Raw genomic sequence first — 18883 nt, 5'->3', positions numbered from 1 at the left:
ATGTATTTTACTTAAAAAATGTTCTAAATATATCATTACCATTTGCAAATAGTAATAGTGTTATTAATAATATAAAACCTGTTATTTGTGCATATTCTAAGAATTTATCACCTGGTTTTTTACCTGTAATCATTTCCCATAAAGTAAATACAACATGACCTCCATCTAAGGCAGGTATAGGTAATAAGTTCATGACACCTAACATAATTGATAAGAAAGCTGTGATATTCCAAAATGTTTCCCAGCTAAATTCTGATGGGAATATACTACCTATAGAAATAAAACCTCCTAACCCTTTATAAGCACCAGTGCTAGGGTTAAATATTTTTTTCATTTGCTTAACGTAGTTTGTTACAGTAGTCCATGCTTTAACTGTTCCAGCAGGAATAGCTTCACCAAAAGAATAAGATTTTTCTGCTAATTGGTAATAACCTAATTTTTCTAAATCTTTTAAAGATAACTGCCCTAAAGCAACACCTAATTTACCTTCGTCTGAAATTTTAACAGGAACTGTTAAATTCTCAGTACCTCTTTTAATAGTAATATTAATTTCTTGTCCTTTATTTTTGTTTAGTTCAATTTGAGCCTCATCGAAATAAGTAATAGAAACACCATTGATTGAGGTAACTATATCTTTAGGTTGTAAATTGCTTTTAAGATTAGGTGAGTCTTCAGATACTTGAGCTATTACAAAAGGGTATCTTGGAGTAATAAAACTTCCAGATTTTTTATCTCTATCAACTAGTTTTGAAATAAAATCGGTAGGGATTTCTTTTTCGATAACAGTTCCATTTCTTTCTATAGAATAATTACTACCATTAATAAACTCTAACGGAAGTTCTCTAAATTTTCGAACAGTTTGCCCGTCAACAGAAAGTATTTTGTCTCCGGTTTGTAAGCCCAAATCTTTCCCTAATTGATCTTGAACCCAAACTCCATCTTTTAAGTTTTCATTCGGTAAAAATTTTTCACCATAAGCATACATCAAACAAATGTAAATAACGATACCTAATATAAAGTTTACAGTTACACCACCTAGCATAATTATTAAACGTTGCCATGCAGGTTTAGAGCGAAATTCCCATGGTTGTGCAGGCTTGTTCATTTGTTCGGTATCCATACTCTCATCAATCATTCCTGATATTTTTACATATCCTCCTAACGGAATCCAACCAATACCATAAACAGTATCACCTATTTTCTTTTTAAATATAGAAAACTTATAATCAAAGAATAAATAGAACTTTTCTACCTTAGTTTTAAAAATTTTTGCAGGAATAAAATGACCTAATTCGTGTAAAACAATTAAAAGCGATAAGCTTAAAATAAATTGTGATGCTTTTATTAAAATTTCCATAGAGATTTGTATCTAAATTTAAAATCGAACAAATGTACGTTTTTCAGTAGAGCTGTAAAAAGTTTACAGCATATATGCGGTTTGGTTTAACAAAATTTTTAATTTTAGTTTAATTTAAACTTGTTTTTAGTCGTACTTTTACAAAAAAAATAAAAATGGACATACAGTTTTTTAAGAAATCGAAAAGTACACTACTTTTTCTAATTGTATTTTGTGCTGTAGGGATTCCTGTTTTTTATCATTTAGTAAAAGTTGAAGAAAAATTACCAATTTATAATCCAGCAGATATAAATCCTCGATTGGTAGATATATCAGTACGAGCAAAGTCTAGAAATCATAAAATAGGAGATTTTAAATTAATTAATCAGAATGGAGAAACGATTACGAATGCTGATTATAAAGATAAAATTTATATAGCTGATTTCTTTTTTACACGTTGTCAAACAATTTGTATTGTAATGGCGTATAATATGAACGAACTGCAAGAGCATTATAAAGAAGATGACGATATTATGTTTTTATCACATTCTGTAACACCTGTTATGGATAGTGTACCTCAATTAAGAAAATATGCAGATTCTAAGGGAGTAATAGATGGTAAATGGAATGTTACTACAGGAGATAAAAAGCACATTTATAATTTAGCTCGTAAACATTATTTTGCTGTTTTAGATGAAGGTGATGGAGGAGATAATGATTGGGTTCATACTGAAAATTTTGTTTTAATTGATAAAAAAGGACAAATTAGAGGTTCTTATGACGGAACAAAAAAGGAGAATATGCAAAAGATTATTGATGATATTACAATGTTGAAAAAAGAATATCTAAAGTAATTTTGTAGTTATAATAAAATAAAAAAGACCGTTAGAAATTCATCTAATGGTCTTTTTTTTATGGCATATAATTTTATGCTTTTATTTTATTTAAAATTAATAAGTCAATATCTTCATTCATCAATTTTAATTCATCAAGAGATTTGTTAAGTTCTTTTAAAATTAGATGTTTGGTGTCTTCAAATGATGATTTCATAGTTAAAAACATCGATTTGTAGTAATGAATACCTTCATCTAAATTTTTTGAAAAATTAACCAAGTATTTTTCTTGCTTTTTATTCATTTCAGATGTTGTTTCATCTATTTTGGTTTTTAAATAATCTAAGTATAAACCTAACTCTTTAACAAACACATTTGGTCTATCTACTCTTTCGATTACATTATTTTTTCCATAGATGTGTCCTACCATTTCAGATAAAGAAGTTTCTTTTGAGTAGTAAGCCATATTTGGTCCAGGGCAAATAGAAACTCCTTCTCCTTCAACTTTTGTATCCATATCATTTACGACTAAAGCAGCAGTACCTAATCCAACACAAATACAAGATTTATCAACAATATTAGCATATTTTTTTTTGTATTCAATGTTTGAAAGCGAAGCTTTTTTATCTTCTAATTGTTTAATTTTTAAGTGTTGATATTGTCGAGAAGCAGTACATATTGTTTTCTCAGAAAACTCACCATCTAAGGCTAAAAATTTTTTAGGACAAGAACTTCCAGGCCTTCCCTTGGCTATAAAAGCCAATTTTTGAATGTCTTTTGTATTACCTCTTAAGTTGTTAAAAGGTACACCTAAGGGTGATATATTACTTAAAAACAAATCTTTTTCTTTTGCCTTTTGTAATTGTTTTAATGTGTTGTTGTCAACAGTTGTTGCTTCAGGAACTAATAAGAATGGACTTCCCCAGCCTACAGAGTCAAGACTGTAATTACTTATTAAAAACTCTTGCTCTTCAGCAGTTCCAACACCACCTTGTGCGGTAACTTTTATGGTTAATGTTTTTGTGGGAATGCTTTTACCTTTTGCCTCTAAAGCGTTTACTAAAAGATCGTACACCGAATTTATTAATTCGTTTCTATTTTTCTTAAACTCCTCTAAAATAGGCCCCATTAAAAAACCTTCAGTAGCAAAAGCATGTCCACCACAGTTTAAGCCAGATTCAATTCTGTATTCAGAAACCCAAATACCTTTTTTAGCTAAAAATTTACCTTGAATTAAAGCAGAACGATAATCACTAACTTTAATCACTACTTTTTTCTTAATCACTCCATTTAAATCTGGGAAGAAATCATCGAATTTTTCTAAGTAAGTAAATAAACGAGGATTCATACCTGCAGAGAATACCATTGATGAATTTAAGTTGCTATTTGCGAATCCTCTTAAGGCTGCATGTGCATCGTTAAACTCAATAGGTAAAGTCTCTTTTTTGTTTGCAGGGTTATAGTTAACCTTATCTAACTTAGTCATGATATTAACATTAATATCACCTAAAGATAGGTTGTCGTTTAACCATTTTTTTATTTCTGAAACATCGGTTATTTTATCGGTTAACTTTATAAAGTCTTGCTTTAAAGTTGAAGAATCTGGTAACATGCTAAAGTATTTCTTAAGCTCATTACTTTTTTCTATCGAAGCATTTTTGATGTTTTCTAATTTTTTTTCTGCGATCTCTTTTATTAGGTTTAAGTAAGAAGTAATTCTTTTAGCTCTAGAATCTTCTTCTTTAGCACCTATTTCTGTGTAAGGCAGTTTGAATTTACTGGAATACATTTTACGCATTTTTTCAAGAAGTATATCATCACTTATAAAAATAACTGAGTCAATTCCGTATTGTGCGACTTTTATTGGTGTATCAATAGTAAATCCAATTCCCATTACCGGAATGTGAAATGAATGTCCTTTTTTCATTGTATATCTAAATTAAGAGGTAAAAATAATTAGATATAAATTTCGAAAAGCTAACTTAAATCATATTTTAATCTAAAATAATATTTTCTGTTAAGTTCATTTAGGTGCTAAGGTGTTGGTTTTAAGAAGTGAAAAATATGTAGTAATTTATTTTTTTTCCCCTTCTTCATCAAAGTTTTTACTAATTTCTTGTTCTGTTTTAATAACAGAAACAGCTAAAGATAATAACATAATTGCCATTGGTTGCCAACTTAAGCTTTTAGAAATATATGCTAGAAATAAAGTTGCAACAAACGAAATAGATGAATATTTTAAAAATTGTTTGGTGAAAAAGTTGTTCGCAAATTTCCAAATAGTTTCATTCTTTATTGTTTTGTTTGTACGGTAACCATAAATGAAATTTATTTTTTTTGGAGGGAAAAAATAAAAGATAAGACTAAATAAAAAAAGAAATCCGTTTACAGAAAGTACGTAATAGTATGGGTTCATTGTTTAGTTTTTAATAGAAGTTATAATTCCTTTCAAAAGAGTATTCATATCAGCATTTTTGGTAAGACCTGTACGTACGATTACTAAATTTTGATTTGGCAAAATAAAAACATTTTGACCTTTATAACCATTAAATGAGTACATATTTTTAGGAGCATCAGGATGTTTTCCTCCAGCATTTAACCAAATTTGTGCTCCGTATGAATTATTAGATGTTGGAGTAGGAGTTGTAGCATAATTTACCCAATCTTTATCAAAAAGATGTTCACCGTTCCATTCACCATTTTGTAAGTATAAAAGGCCAAGCTTAGCCCAATCTCTTGTAGTTGCCCATCCGTAAGAAGAACCTACAAAATTTCCACTCATGTCAGTTTCTATAACCATAGAGTTCATTCCTATTTTATCGATTAGGGCACTATACCAAAAGTCAAGATATTCTTGATGTGTATTAAATTGTTTACGAATAATACCAGAAAGTAAATTTGTGGTTCCTGATGAATAGTTCCATGTTTGGTTGGCTTTTCCTATTAAAGGTTTTCCTATTTGAGTTTTAGTCATGTCTTTTTCAAGAAACAACATTTTTGTAACATCAGAAATAGTATTATAATCTTCAAGCCATTCTAAGCCCGAATTCATTTGTAGTAAATTATGTGTCGTAATATTTTTACGTTCATCATTTTTCCATTCATCAAACAGATTAGTAGATGTAACATTCATTTTACCGTTGCATTGTAAAATACCAATAATAGTACTGGTAATACTTTTGGTCATAGACCAACCTAATTGTTTAGAATTTTTGTTAAAACCAGTATCATATTTTTCAGCGATAATTTTACCTTTATAAAGAACTAAAACAGACCTAGTTTTGTTTCTATCATTAAAAATAGTATCAATAGTTTCGTTTAGTTTTTTATAATCAATATTTGAGAATAGTGTATCTTTTTGATCAGCATTTCCATACGGAAAAGAAGTTGTGTTATCTGGTTTCGTACGTTTAGGTGTTAATGGCTTATTTGAAGAGTCGTACTCATCGTTAATTAAAACAGCTCCTAAACCTTCTCTATAAACTGCTTTTCTTTTTAGTAAACCAAAAACTGACCCAGTTGCTGATTTTTGTTCCTCATTAATTTCATCAGAAGTTAAATTAATAGGAGAAAAATCATTGTCATTATTATCTGTAAATTCTAAACTTCTGTTGGCTAAAAAAACTGATGAAGCAGTGTTTTTTGCAGAGTAGCCTGCAAGAATATTTAACTTAGAGTAGTTGTAATATACTGCAACAGCAAGTATAACTAAAATTAATAGGAGTATTCTTTTTACAATCTTCATACAAAACAGTTTTTAGCAAATGTAAGAATTTAATTGTTTGATGTTTGTTTTTAAAAAGCAAGAGGTATCTTTGCTTTAAATTTAGGTTTTTATATGTTTAATGTAGATAAAATTAGAGCTGATTTTCCTATTCTTAAGAGAGAGGTTCATGGAAAAAAATTAGTGTATTTTGATAACGGTGCAACTTCGCAAACACCACAAATTGTAATTGATGCGATTGTAGATTATTATTCTAATTACAATGCAAATATTCATAGAGGTGTACATACACTAAGTCAAGAAGCTACCGATAAGTATGAAGAGGCTCGTATTAAGATTCAACAGCATTTTAACGCAAAACATTCGTATGAGGTTATCTTAACTTCAGGAACAACAGATAGTATTAATATTGTAGCTTCAGGCTTTGCAACTATTTTAAAAGCTGGAGATGAGGTAATCGTTTCTTCTTTAGAGCATCATTCTAATATTGTTCCTTGGCAAATGCTTTGTGAAAAAACAGGAGCAGTATTAAAGGTGATTCCTATGGATGAAAATGGTTCACTACGAATGGATATATATCATGAATTACTAAATAATAAAACCAAAATAGTATTCTGTAACCATGTGTCTAACGCATTAGGAACCATAAATCCTATTGAAGAAATTATTCATGCAGCACACAAATTTGGAGCTTATGTTTTAATTGATGGAGCACAAGCAGTGCCACATATAAAACCTGATGTTCAAGATTTAGATGTTGATTTTTACGTAGCATCTGCGCATAAAATGTGTGGTCCAACAGGTGTTGGTATGTTATATGGTAAAGAAGAATTACTTAATATGTTACCACCATATCAAGGAGGAGGTGAAATGATTGAAACTGTAACTTTTGAAAAAACTACGTATGCAGGTTTACCTCATAAGTTTGAAGCAGGAACTCCAAATATTTGTGGAGGAATCGCTTTTGGTGCAGCAATAGATTATATGAATACTATCGGTTTTGAAAGTATAGCAAAACAAGAAAACGAATTATTAGCATACGGAACACAAGAGTTAGAAAAAATAGAAGGATTAAGAATTTACGGAACAACCAATAAAGCATCTGTAATTTCTTTTAATATAGACGGAATTCATCCATACGATATTGGTTCTATCTTAGATAAATTAGGAGTAGCAGTTCGTACTGGTCATCATTGTGCACAACCTATTATGAATTTTTATTGTATTCCTGGTACAGTTAGAGCATCATTTTCTTTTTACAATACAAAAGAAGAAATTGATGTTTTGGTAGCGGCAGTAAAAAAAGCAAAAATGATGTTGAGTTAAACTTTTTTCATTTTTCAAGAATATTCTAAAATTTGTATATTTGGAAAATGAAGAAGAGTTTAGGTTATCAAACGACCGTTGATTTTTATGATTGCGATGCTACAATTATAGATTCAGTTACGTCGATAAAAAGTATTTTAGAAAAAGCTGCTATGATTATGAATCTGTCTGTGGTTAACACAACAATTCATGAATTTTCTCCAATTGGTATTAGCGGTGTAATTGTAATTAAAGAAAGCCACATAGCAATACATACTTGGCCAGAACACAATTATGTAGCTTTAGATTTTTTTACTTGTAATAAATCTTTTGATTTAGAAGAGGGTATTGTTTGGATACAAGAGCAATTTAAATCAAAAAAATTAGAAAAAAATTCAAGTCAGAGAGGTTTTCTTGACAAAATTGAATAATGATGATAAAACAAAAAATAGCATTATTATTTGATGATAAAAAAGGAAATTTAAAAGGCGATAAGTTTGTTGAGTATTTTATTTCGTGGTTAATCATTATAAATATGATTGCTATTATATTAGAATCATATAAAGGAATTAATACATCTTATTTTTTATACTTTAATATTCTTGAGATTTTTTCAATCATAGTTTTTTCAATAGAATACCTTTTAAGAATATGGATTTCAGATTTAATTTATCCTGATATTTCACCTACAAGAGCAAGAGTAAAATATATTACCTCTTTTATGGGAGTGGTAGATTTAATTTCAATTTTACCATTTTTCTTGCCATATTTTATAAAAATAGATTTAAGAATTCTTAGAACTTTACGTCTCTTTAGGCTACTACGATTATTAAAGTTGAATAGATATTTTAAATCGTTAAGTGTTATAAAAAATGTAATTGTTAAAACTAAAAGCGAAATTTTAGTTACTGTTTTCATGGTTTTTATCTTGCTTATTTTAGCCTCTACTTTAATGTATAATATAGAGAAGAATGCACAGCCAGAAGCATTTCAAAATATAGGGCAAGCTATGTGGTGGGCGGTTGCAACATTAACAACCGTTGGTTATGGAGATATTTACCCTATAACAGGTTTAGGTAAAATTTTAAGTGCGTTTATAGCATTATTAGGTATTGGTATTGTAGCATTACCAACAGGTATAATAAGTTCGGCTTATATAGAGGAGATAAGAGAACTTAGAACAAAAAAAGAAATATGTAATTGCCCACATTGTGGAAAAGAAATAATAGATTAATTATGTTTTGGAATAACTCAAAAGAATACCATTTAGATAAATTAAAAGTAGGTTTTACTTTCGATTTATATAATACAAATTGGAAAATCGAAGAAATAGGTCAATACGATTGGCGAATGGATAATTCGAGTATCGAATACACCATTAAGTCATCAGGAAAAGAAGCCTTTTTAGAAGTGGAATTTAATAAAGGAAAATACGAAGTAACTTATAGCGAAACCATTGCTATTAGTGAGGTTTTATTAGTAGATGCTATTCATTCAAAACAACTAATATTTAACAATAAGTTGTATGAGCTAGATGAAACTTATAAAGGAGATTATAAAAATTTAACAACACATACTTCTAGAGAAAATTTAGAATGTTTTCTTTTTTACGCAGAAGATGATGAGTTGTTAACAATTGAAAAATGGGGCGACGGAAGTTATGAAGTGTTTTTAGGAGAAGAGATAAAAGCGAAAAAGGTTAAAAATATAAAAGAAAATTAATTATGAAAAAGGGAATTTATTTATTGTTAGCATCTTTAGTTTTAATTGGATGTTCATCTAACGTTAAACCAGCAAAAACAGTTTCTATTGAGCCATCAGAAGAAATTAGTAGAGATTATAAATTTAAAGATTTTTCTATTGTTTTAGATGACATGAAAATAGAAGAAGAACCTAATTTAATGGTGTATCAACATAAATATAAAGTGTTAACATTATTAGAGGATTCTTTGCATGTTAAAAAAATACCATGGAAAACAGTAAATAAGAAATACTTTAAAGATCATGAAAATGATTTAGGAATGGAGATTGTTTCTAAACACAACGGAAAACTATCTAAAGTCGCACAACCTGTTGGTTTTGGTTGGGCAATTGGAAATAAAAAACATGGTGAATGGGAAGCTGTTCAGGGTGATTCAACAAAAACAGCGAGTAATAAATCAACCCAAAGAAGATGGAGAACTCATTCTACAAGTCCATTTTTATGGTATTGGTTAGGAACAAGACGTAGTACTTATAGAAATGATTATAACGGATATCAGAGAAGTTATAATTCAGGAAAATCTTATTACGGAAGTAATACATCAAGCGGTAATTATAATTACGGAACTAGAAGTAATTATGAAAAATCAACAAGAAGTTCTTTCTTTTCAAGAAAAACTCAGAATTCAGGAAGATGGAATAGTTTATCAAGTAAATCATCTAGAAGCTCATCAAGATACTCAAGCGGATCATCTACTCGATCTCGTTCTGGAGGGTACGGAAAATAAGTAAAGTGAAATATTCAAAAAAACAAAAATCTTTTGCGTTAAAGGTCGCATTATTTGCTACAGGTATTAGTGGTATTGTAGCAGAGTATATTCTGTCGACTTTAGCTTCTTATTTCATCGGGAATGCTATTTTACAATTTACATTAATTGTATCAATAATGCTTTTTGCAATGGGGTTAGGTAGTCGCTTTAGCAAGTGGTTTACTAAACAGGTAATTGTATATTTTATAATTACTGAGTTAATATTATCAGTATTAGTTTCTTTTTCGGCACTAATCTCATATGTTGTTTATGGTATTACCGATATCTCTTGGTTAGTAATTTATATACTTTCTATTTGTATTGGTTTATTAATAGGATTAGAAATACCATTTGCTACTCGAATAAATGATGAATTTGAAGAGTTACGTTTAAATATTTCTAATATTTTAGAGAAAGATTACTTTGGTAGTTTAATAGGTGGATTATTCTTTGCCTTTGTAGGATTACCATACTTAGGATTAACTTATACTCCGTTTGTTTTAGGACTATTAAATTTAGGCGTATCCTATTACCTATTTAAAGTATTAAAAGAATATATATCAGTAGCTGCTATAAAAAAACTACAAGTATCTTACATTTTGGTTTTAATTTTAATAATAGCTGGTTTGTATTTTGCTGAGCCAATTGTTCGATTTGGCGAGCAAGTAAAGTATAAAGATAAAATAGTATACTCACAGCAAACCAAATATCAAAAAATAGTAGTAACTAAATGGAAAGAATGGTATTCGTTGTATATAAATGGAAACCAACAGTTATCATCTTTTGATGAGTTTATGTACCATGAACCGATGGTGCATTTACCTATGAAATTAACAGGAGCTCATGAAAATATTTTAATATTAGGAGGAGGAGATGGTTGTTTAGCAAGAGAAGTTTTTAAGTATAAGGATGTTAAGAAAGTAACATTGGTTGATTTAGATCAAAATATGATCGATTTGGGTAAAGATTATTCAGTTTTTAAAGAGTTGAATAAAAATGCGATGAACAACCCTAAATTAACAACAGTTACAAGAGATGCTTTTAATTTTTTAGAAGAAACAAATGAAAGGTATGATATTATATTTATAGACTTACCAGACCCTAATAATGTTGATTTAAATAAATTGTATACTAAAGAGTTTTATAAATTATGTAAATTAAAATTAAAAGAAAACGGTGTATTTATTACGCAGGCAGGAAGCCCGTATTACGCAACGAAAGCATTTTATTGTATTGATAAAACGTTAAAGGCATCGGGATTTAAAACAATACCAATGCACAATCAAGTACTTACTTTAGGTGAATGGGGTTGGGTTATGGCAACAAAAAAGAATGTGAATTTAGATAGAATAAAATCAGTTGAATTTTCAAGTTTAAATTTAAAGTGGTTAACAAATAAAGCAGTACCACATTTATTGTCTTTCGGAAAACCATTAGTAGATACTACAGGTATTAAGGTAAATACGATATTTTCACCAAAGCTATATACTTACTATAGGCAGGGAAATTGGGATTTATATTAAATAAAAAAGAGAAACATATATGTTTCTCTTTTTTGTTTATAGTAATAGTCTGTAGTTATTTAATCTCTCGACATGAAAATTTGTATAACATACCAAAATAATAACATTAAAGAAGCAAATAAGCCTAATGCAGCTGGTATATAATCATCGGTTGAGAATTTATGAACAAGGTTAGATGTTTGATATAAAATAGAACCAGCAGCTAACACACACATTCCTACAGAGAACCACAAGCCTAGATTAAAACCAAATAAGGTTCCTGCAATAATTAACCCGATAGCAATAAAGAAACCAACACTTAAACCTGCTTTTATAAAAGAAAAATCTTTTTTAGTAATAAATACAATTGAAGATATTCCTGCAAATAATCCTAGAGTTACAATTCCTGCTTGTTTAATAACTTCAAAGTTATTCGTATAAGCAATAGCCATGTATATTAAAGGAATAAAGATAAAAGCTTCTGCAAAAATATATCCTGAATATGCTAAGTATTGTAAGTTTTTATCTGATGTTTTTAAAGCTGTACTTTCTGCATAATTAGTAATTAACATAAATCCTCCTAATAATAGTAGCCATTTATAACCTTGTGTCATTGATAAGGCAAACTCAACTATAGTTGCATTTTGTAATAATAAATATTCAAAAACTATAAATAATAGCACACCTAAACCAACGTGTAAATATGTTTTTTTGTAAAATGATAATCTATCTGTTTCTGACGCTTGAATAGCTAATACTTTGTTGTTAATTGAGTTTTCCATAATAGTTTTTTATTTTAATCGATAAAGATACTTTTTATAAAGGTATTTTAATATACTTTTTTATTTTTATAGAATGAAAATTCTAAAAGTAATTACTGTAAAAATACTGTTTATAGCAGTGGTTTTTCTGTTGGTTAATTGTAAAAATACTATTCAAAATAAAAAGATGAAATCAAACAAAATTGTTATTGCGCACCGTGGAGCATCAGGCTATTTACCAGAACATTCTATGGAAGCTAAAGCGATGGCTTATGCTATGAATCCTAATTATATTGAACAAGATTTAGTGTTAAGTAAAGATAATATAGCTATTGTTATTCATGATATTTATTTAGATGACGTAACGAATGTTGCTGAAGTGTTTTCAGATAGAAAAAGAGCTGATAATCGTTATTATGTAATTGATTTTACATTTGAAGAGTTACAAAAGTTACAGGTAACTGAACGATTTGATCATAAAACAGGAGAACAGTTTTATCCAAAAAGATTTCCGAAAAGTAAAGGGGATTTTAAATTACATTCTCTTCAGCAAGAAATAGAATTAATACAAGGGTTAAATTATAGTACTGAAAAAAATATAGGAATTTATCCAGAGATTAAAAATCCAGAATTTCATCATAAAAACGGAAAAGACATTGCTAAAATTACATTGGAAATTCTTTCTAGTTATGGATATAAAACAAAAAAAGATAACTGTATTTTTCAATGTTTTGATGCTAAAGAGTTAGAAAGAGTTAGAGTTGAGTTGCAATCAGATTTATTTTTAGTGCAATTGATGGAGTTTCCTGAAGAAACGAAAGAACTAAAACACTTTGCAACTTATGCAGATGGAATAGGGCCTTGGTACAAGCAAATTTTAAATGAAAAAATAAATGGTAAATTTACATTTACAGCGTTAGTTAGTGATGCTCATGAATTAGGATTAAAAGTACATCCGTATACTTTTAGAGCAGATCAATTAGATGAATTCTCTTCATTTAATGAAATGATGCAAGTGTTATTTTTTGAAGCAAATATTGATGGAGGTTTTACAGATTTTCCTGATAAAATGGTGCAATTTTTGGCTAAGAAGTAACCTCAATTAATTTTGTTCGGTAAGCTGATAGTAGTTTTGATTTAGAAATAAAGCCTAAGTATTTACCATTTTTTATAACAGGTAAATTCCAGGCGGCACTTTCTTTAAATTTTTGCATTACTTTTTCAACAGAATCATCGTGTTGTATAATTGATAGGGCACTCCTCATAAAGGTTTCAACAGTTACTTTATCGTACATGTCATTATCAAACATAATAGGTCTAATATCATCTAATAAAACAATTCCTAAAAACTGTTTGTTTTTTTCAATTACCGGAAAAATATTTCTATTAGAATTAGAAACAGCTTTTTTTAGCATATCACCTAAAAACATTTCGGGGTGTACCGCTTTAAAATTTGTTTCTATTAGTTTGTTAATAGTCATCATCATCAACACATTTTTATCTTTATCATGTGTAATAAGTTCGCCCCTTTTTGCTAATTCTACCGTGTAAATTGAGTTTGATATAAAGTATTTTGTAACAGCAAACGAAATTGCAGCTACCAACATTAACGGAACAAATAAATCATAACCGCCAGTAATTTCAGCAATTAAGAAAATAGCAGTTAAAGGAGCATGTAATACACCTGCCATTAACCCCGTCATTCCTATTAAAGTAAAGTTAGATTCTGATACGCTACCGCCTAATTGATTGATTATTTTCGCTGATACGTTACCTAAAGCGCTTCCCATAACTAAGGTGGGAATAAAGATTCCTCCAACACCACCAGCAGCAAAGGTAGTTGTCATGGCAATAGCTTTAAATACTGTGATTAACAATAGGAACATAATAACAATCCAAACATTTTCGAAATCTACATTGTAAGGAATGTCTTTTAAAGCAGCTAAGGTGTTTCCTTCTAATAAATTATTAATTAATCCGTAACCCTCACCATATAAGGGTGGAATTAAAAATAACATTAATCCAATTGCAAGACCTCCAAAAATTAATTTATGAACCGATTTTTTAATACGCTTAAAAAAATTAGTAATTCGAAAATATATTTTTGAAAAATAGACAGATACTAAACCCGTAAAAAAACCTAATAAAACATAATAAAAAATATCCTTTATTTTAAAAGCATCTACTAATTCAAAACCTAGTAGCGCATCTTTTTCAAAAAAGAAATAAGAAGTAATTACAGCTGCAACAGAAGCTAGTAATAAAGGAACTAATGAAGCAAAAGCTAAATCTAGACTAAATATTTCTATAGCGAAAATAATAGCAGCAACGGGTGCTTTAAACATTGATGACATAGCTCCAGTAGTTGCACAACCAATTAAAAGCATTCTTGTTTTTCGGTTCATGTGAAATAGTTGCGATACTCTTGAACCTAAAGCTGCTCCTGTACTTATTGCAGGGCCAAGTAAACCAACAGAACCTCCAAAACCAACTGTAATTGGTGCGGTAATTATTGAAGCATAAATTTTATATTTTTCTATAATTCCACTTCGTTTAGAAATAGCATGGAGTGTGGTAGAAATACCATGACCAATTTCTTTTTTTAGAAATTTCTTTTTAATATAATAGACTAAAATTAATCCAATAATTGGGAAGATAAAATAGAGATAATAATGAATGTCTTTAATAAATTTTCCTTCTAAAATAGTTTGAAAAAAGGAAGTCATGTTCTTTAAAAAGAGTGTTCCAATACCTGCTAAAAAACCAATTAAAACACTTAAAACGTATACAAATTGACGTTCAGAAATATGTTTATATCTCCAAATTAGTATTTTTTTAAATATGTTTTTAGGTTTAGGCATTCTTTAAATATAAGAAAAACACCTATTTCTAAATAGAGAAAAGGTGTTTAATGTTTGGTAATTGGTTAATTATTTTTCTTGATTACTAATATCTTTAACTAAACTTATAGCAAAATAAACAACTATAAAACTACCAAGAACAATACAAATCCACATAAATAATGTAGTTTCCCAAAAAGGTTTTTCTTCTTCCTTCTCTTTTTTCTTTTCAATCTTAGTAAAGTTTAAAATAGTAGCTTCTTCAACAGCAACTGTTTTTTTTGATATAAAATTACCTAAATCGTAAGAAGGTTTAGAAAGTGTATTGTTAATTAGTACTTCATAATCTTGTTTTTGCTTTAAGCTGGTAATAAGATATATTGGCTTTTGTAATAGTTGTATATTTTCTATTGTTAAAGAAGGATTATCTTGATTATCAATTTCTATGATGAATTCTTTTTCATTTAAATTATCAAAAACAAAGGTGTTGTTGCTTTTTGAGTTTAATTGAAATTGAGAAATAACATGATTGTAAGTTTTTACACGCTTCTTTACTTTTCGAGTTTTCTTTACAATTAACTTTGCATTACGTAGAAAAAAAGCATCTGTAATTTTAAAAGAAATACTATTAATACGATGCTTGTTTGTAGCTGTAAACTTAAGTTGTGTAACTTTCTTTTCTTTTATATTAACGATTTCTTGCTTATAGTTTGATATTTTACTGAGGTTTTGAGTATAAAATTTACTCTCATAAATACCAGCATTTAAAATGTTAATAGGTAATGATTCTTTATCATTAAAATCAATACGTAAAAAAGTGTAAGTGTTTAGAGGAAAATGAATTGTTTTTTCTAAAAACACCTTTCCTGTTGCCGTTTTTTGAGGCTTATTTATATATGACAAACTTTTGTTAGAAACCAAGCCAAACCATTCTTTTCCGTCATCACTACCATAAACAGTATACCTTTTTTTGATTTTTGTATTTGCTATTTGTAGTGTAATATAATCTTGTATTTTTCTCGTTTTATTTTCGAGAAGAATAGAAGTGATAGAGTCTTTTAATACTTTTTTAGAAGCAATTTTAATTGGTTTAAAAGTAGAAAATTTCTTGTCGTTATTATAAATTAAAACATAAGGAACTTCATTTTTTTGAACATCCTTAATTCTTAAAAAGTTAAAGTTTTCGTTACATGATGAACGTACTTCTTGCGGAAGTATTATTTTATGCAATCCATCTTCTTCAATTACGCTAAGTGTACCTTTATAGTTTTGACTAAAACTAGTTAAAACTATAAAGAAGGCTATTAAAAAGTTATATTTATTCATCATTATTTTCTTTTTCGGATACTTCATCAACTACTAATTTTTTAATTTTTTGATACACAAAGGAAATAACTAAAATTAAGACCCCAAGTAATATAAAGGCAACAATTTTTCCTGTTTCTGAAACATTTTTAATATCGTAAACAAACAATTTTACAATGGTTAAACCAAGTAACGAAAGTGCTATTACTCGTAATACCTTCCACTGTCTTTTTATTCCAATAATTAAAAAAATAAAAGAAAATATTCCCCAAAGTATCGGGTAACCTATTTTAATAATTTGTGCTTTGGTTTCTTTTATTTCGTTTTTTATGAATTTTTTCTTTGTGTAGAAATTGTTTTCAGCTTCTGGAAATTTTTCAGCCAATTCTGTTACATCAACAGTGTTTGAAATATATAAACCATGAATCATTATTTCATTACTTAACGTGTACACAATGGCAAAAACAAATAACCACGGTAGCCACTTGCTTTTTGTAGGGCTTATATTAAATACTGATTTTGTTTTTTTAAATAATTGATACCCAAAATACACTAAACACCCTAAAATAATATAGTGGAAATAAAAAGCATGTTTAGTAGTTGTATTTCTAGCAAAATTTTCAATCATTTCATTCGCAGGATATTTGTAAAACGAAAGAATGTATAATAATATAGAAACACTAGCGATTGATAATGTTAGTTTTAAAATACTTTTCTTTTTAAAGAATAATGCTAGGTAGAGTATAATAGCAGCAAAAATAAAGTGATAGGTTACTGAGAAAGAACGTATAGAAAATTTATTCTCTAAGAATTGCCCTGCTTGATAATTAGTCTCTAAAATTCCTGTAAAATATGTTATAATAATTGCAACTATTAAAACAGCTGCTTTGTAAAACGTAAGGTTTAATTTAAACGATTTTGTAGCAATACTCTTTTCTTTATTTAATAGCCAATAGGTTAAGAAAAGAGAAATACTTACTACAAAACCTGCAATAAATAATGGATTAAAAATTACAGTCAGTTCTTTCGAATAGCTGTATTTTTCCCAATCTAGTAGTAAACTAATAAGTGTTAGTACCTGCACAATTATTGCGCCGATTTTAAAAGAGTTTATTTTTGATTTCTGAGAAAGCCAGAATAATAATACAACCTCTGCTGCCCAAAATAAAGTTATATGATTTCCTTCAAATTGAAGTGGAATTGTAAGCGTTACAAAGGTAAGTGCCAAACCAATTAATAAATAGATAGCGTTTTTATCTAATCCGAATTTTCTATATAATATAGAAGCGTATATTAAATTATAGATAGCTAATAACAGCGTGAATAAACCAATGAAGTTTGACTCTAAGTCATTTAAAATTAACATTCCAATACCAAAAAACACGAAGGTGTTTGCTACTAAAATAAAATATTCTATTGCAGAGAAAGTTCCTTTGTTTCGAAGATTATTTAAAACAATAGTAATACTAAATATAAAATAGAATAGGGTAGCAAAAGTTAATGCACCTGTATGTGAAAATTTAGAACCTCCTATTTTTACGGCACACCAACTAAAGAATAATAGTGTTGTAAAGATGAAAGCTAAGATGGTAGATATTTTCCATTTTTTAAAATAAGAAATACCTAGTATTCCTATATTTAAAATAGCAATATAAGTAAATAGAACAATGTAATTTCCTTCACCAGTACTTAGCATAAATGGAGCTGCAAAACCACCAATTAATGATAAAACGGCTAATTCTTGACGGTTATATGAAACAGATACCAAAGTGCTAAAAGCAGTAATTAACGACATAATTACAAAGGCAACTGTTTGACTAAATAATTGGTATTCGTGAAATGCAATATATATTGTAAAATAGAATATACTAATGGCTCCTGCTACTAAAACGGAGCTAAAAGAGGCGTAGTTTTTCTTTAATTTATGTGCAATCGCCATTACAAGCGAACCACATAATATACCAATACCAACTCTTGCAGGTTCGTTTATCCAATCTTTATCGATAGCATATTTAACAAAAAAACTAATACCTAGCACTAAAATTAAAATACCAAGTTTGTTAATTAAGTTTTCCCCTATAAATTTCTCTAAATCTGGATTTTTCTCTTTAAATGTTTCTATCCAAGATTTTTTAGGAGCTTGCTTCTGTATTTTTACTTGAGGTGTTGGTTTTTTAACAGCTTTCTTAATTTCTGGAGATGAAGTAGGTTTTGCTATTGTTTCTGAAACAGGTTTTATAATTGCTGTATTTTCAGGAATAACAGTCTTTGGTTTTTCAACAACAATAGGTTTCTTTATAACTTCTGTTGTTTTTATGTTATCATTAACAATAGCATCTTTTTTAAGCAATGTTTCTTGCTCTTTTGCAATTGCGTTATGTTGAAGACTTTGTACTCTTTTCTTTAGATCGTCAATAGTTTCGTTTAAGCCTTTAAATTTTGAGTTTATGTTATTAGTTATAAGATAAAAACATAATATTAAGGTAATAAATAAAATTACTTCCATAAGATAGCTTTTTTTGATTTTATCTCAAATGTAAGTCTTTAAAATCAAATGACTGGTTTAGGTGGTTGCTGATTGTGTTTGGTTAATGTAATGTAATCATATGTTTTCATTAAGGTGTTTTGTTGTTTTGAGTCGTTTTTGTTTTTTTATGGTGGATAAATAAATGTTTTTATTGTTCTGCTGTTGATTATAAAGATGGGTTTTATCCGTTTTAAAATTGTTTTTGGTTTTTAAATTACTTTATTGAATATTTATTATTTC

16 protein-coding genes are annotated in these 18883 nt (G+C 28.5%); 8 read left to right on the top strand and 8 right to left on the bottom strand.

The annotated features are described in order from the left end of the window. Positions 1-7: 7 nt before the first annotated feature. Positions 8-1357 (bottom strand): RIP metalloprotease RseP, encoded by a 1350-nt coding sequence (rseP, locus tag H518_RS0108835; RefSeq protein ID WP_028888719.1) that lies wholly within the window; start codon positions 1355-1357, stop codon positions 8-10. Between the two features lie 155 nt (positions 1358-1512). On the opposite strand from rseP, the gene H518_RS0108830 reads away from it, so the two are divergent. Then, positions 1513-2190, top strand: a complete 678-nt coding sequence (locus H518_RS0108830) for an SCO family protein (protein WP_028888718.1) — start codon at positions 1513-1515, stop codon at positions 2188-2190. A gap of 73 nt (positions 2191-2263) precedes the next feature. Here H518_RS0108830 and H518_RS19550 read toward each other — a convergent pair whose 3' ends face one another. The 3 genes from H518_RS19550 to H518_RS0108815 all read right to left on the bottom strand — a co-directional run bounded on the left by H518_RS19550 (position 2264) and on the right by H518_RS0108815 (position 5914). Continuing rightward, positions 2264-4096: a hypothetical protein gene (locus H518_RS19550; RefSeq protein WP_043706765.1), complete on the bottom strand. Its 1833-nt coding sequence runs from the start codon at positions 4094-4096 to the stop codon at positions 2264-2266. A 147-nt stretch (positions 4097-4243) separates the two neighbouring features. Then, entirely contained in the window at positions 4244-4585 is a 342-nt protein-coding gene (locus tag H518_RS0108820; RefSeq protein ID WP_028888717.1) for an SdpI family protein, read from the bottom strand. Positions 4586-4588: 3 nt separating this feature from the next. Beyond that, on the bottom strand, positions 4589-5914 hold the full coding sequence (locus H518_RS0108815; protein ID WP_028888716.1) for a serine hydrolase domain-containing protein: 1326 nt from the start codon (positions 5912-5914) through the stop codon (positions 4589-4591). A gap of 93 nt (positions 5915-6007) precedes the next feature. On the opposite strand from H518_RS0108815, the gene H518_RS0108810 reads away from it, so the two are divergent. The 6 genes from H518_RS0108810 to H518_RS0108785 are packed head-to-tail and all read left to right on the top strand — an operon-like array spanning position 6008 to position 11231. Then, positions 6008-7219: an aminotransferase class V-fold PLP-dependent enzyme gene (locus H518_RS0108810; protein WP_028888715.1), complete on the top strand. Its 1212-nt coding sequence runs from the start codon at positions 6008-6010 to the stop codon at positions 7217-7219. A 47-nt stretch (positions 7220-7266) separates the two neighbouring features. After that, positions 7267-7629 carry an adenosylmethionine decarboxylase gene (gene speD, locus H518_RS0108805; protein WP_028888714.1) on the top strand — a complete coding sequence of 121 codons (363 nt, stop codon included), beginning with the start codon at positions 7267-7269 and terminating at the stop codon, positions 7627-7629. Beyond that, complete coding sequence (locus tag H518_RS0108800) at positions 7629-8432, top strand: ion transporter (RefSeq protein WP_028888713.1); 804 nt, start codon at positions 7629-7631, stop codon at positions 8430-8432. Before speD ends, H518_RS0108800 begins: the two co-directional genes overlap by 1 nt. A 2-nt stretch (positions 8433-8434) precedes the next feature. After that, a complete protein-coding gene (locus H518_RS0108795; RefSeq protein WP_155995189.1) occupies positions 8435-8920 on the top strand; it encodes a DUF4178 domain-containing protein in 486 nt (161 codons plus the stop codon). A 2-nt stretch (positions 8921-8922) separates the two neighbouring features. Then, positions 8923-9687 carry a putative periplasmic lipoprotein gene (locus H518_RS0108790; RefSeq protein ID WP_028888711.1) on the top strand — a complete coding sequence of 255 codons (765 nt, stop codon included), beginning with the start codon at positions 8923-8925 and terminating at the stop codon, positions 9685-9687. Between the two features lie 5 nt (positions 9688-9692). Then, positions 9693-11231: a polyamine aminopropyltransferase gene (locus tag H518_RS0108785; RefSeq protein ID WP_028888710.1), complete on the top strand. Its 1539-nt coding sequence runs from the start codon at positions 9693-9695 to the stop codon at positions 11229-11231. Between the two features lie 59 nt (positions 11232-11290). On the opposite strand, the gene H518_RS0108780 is transcribed toward H518_RS0108785, so the two are convergent. Then, a complete protein-coding gene (locus H518_RS0108780) occupies positions 11291-11992 on the bottom strand; it encodes a Bax inhibitor-1/YccA family protein (RefSeq protein ID WP_028888709.1) in 702 nt (233 codons plus the stop codon). Between the two features lie 73 nt (positions 11993-12065). On the opposite strand from H518_RS0108780, the gene glpQ reads away from it, so the two are divergent. After that, entirely contained in the window at positions 12066-13067 is a 1002-nt protein-coding gene (glpQ, locus tag H518_RS0108775) for a glycerophosphodiester phosphodiesterase (protein ID WP_028888708.1), read from the top strand. Here the strand turns inward: glpQ and H518_RS0108770 are convergent. The 3 genes from H518_RS0108770 to H518_RS0108760 form a co-directional block, all read right to left on the bottom strand. Further along, the gene (locus H518_RS0108770) at positions 13057-14832 is read right to left on the bottom strand and encodes a chloride channel protein (protein WP_028888707.1); all 1776 of its coding nucleotides are present in this window, start codon (positions 14830-14832) and stop codon (positions 13057-13059) included. The genes glpQ and H518_RS0108770 overlap by 11 nt on opposite strands. A gap of 69 nt (positions 14833-14901) precedes the next feature. After that, positions 14902-16164, bottom strand: coding sequence for a hypothetical protein (locus H518_RS0108765; RefSeq protein ID WP_028888706.1), 1263 nt, complete (start codon positions 16162-16164; stop codon positions 14902-14904). Further along, positions 16130-18622, bottom strand: coding sequence for a DUF2339 domain-containing protein (locus H518_RS0108760; RefSeq protein ID WP_028888705.1), 2493 nt, complete (start codon positions 18620-18622; stop codon positions 16130-16132). The genes H518_RS0108765 and H518_RS0108760 overlap by 35 nt, the downstream gene beginning before the upstream one ends. Positions 18623-18883: the final 261 nt, after the last annotated feature.

This window comes from Tenacibaculum ovolyticum DSM 18103 (genome assembly GCF_000430545.1).
GTDB classification, from domain to species: domain Bacteria; phylum Bacteroidota; class Bacteroidia; order Flavobacteriales; family Flavobacteriaceae; genus Polaribacter; species Polaribacter ovolyticus.
This window is presented reverse-complemented; position numbering and strand designations above follow the sequence as displayed.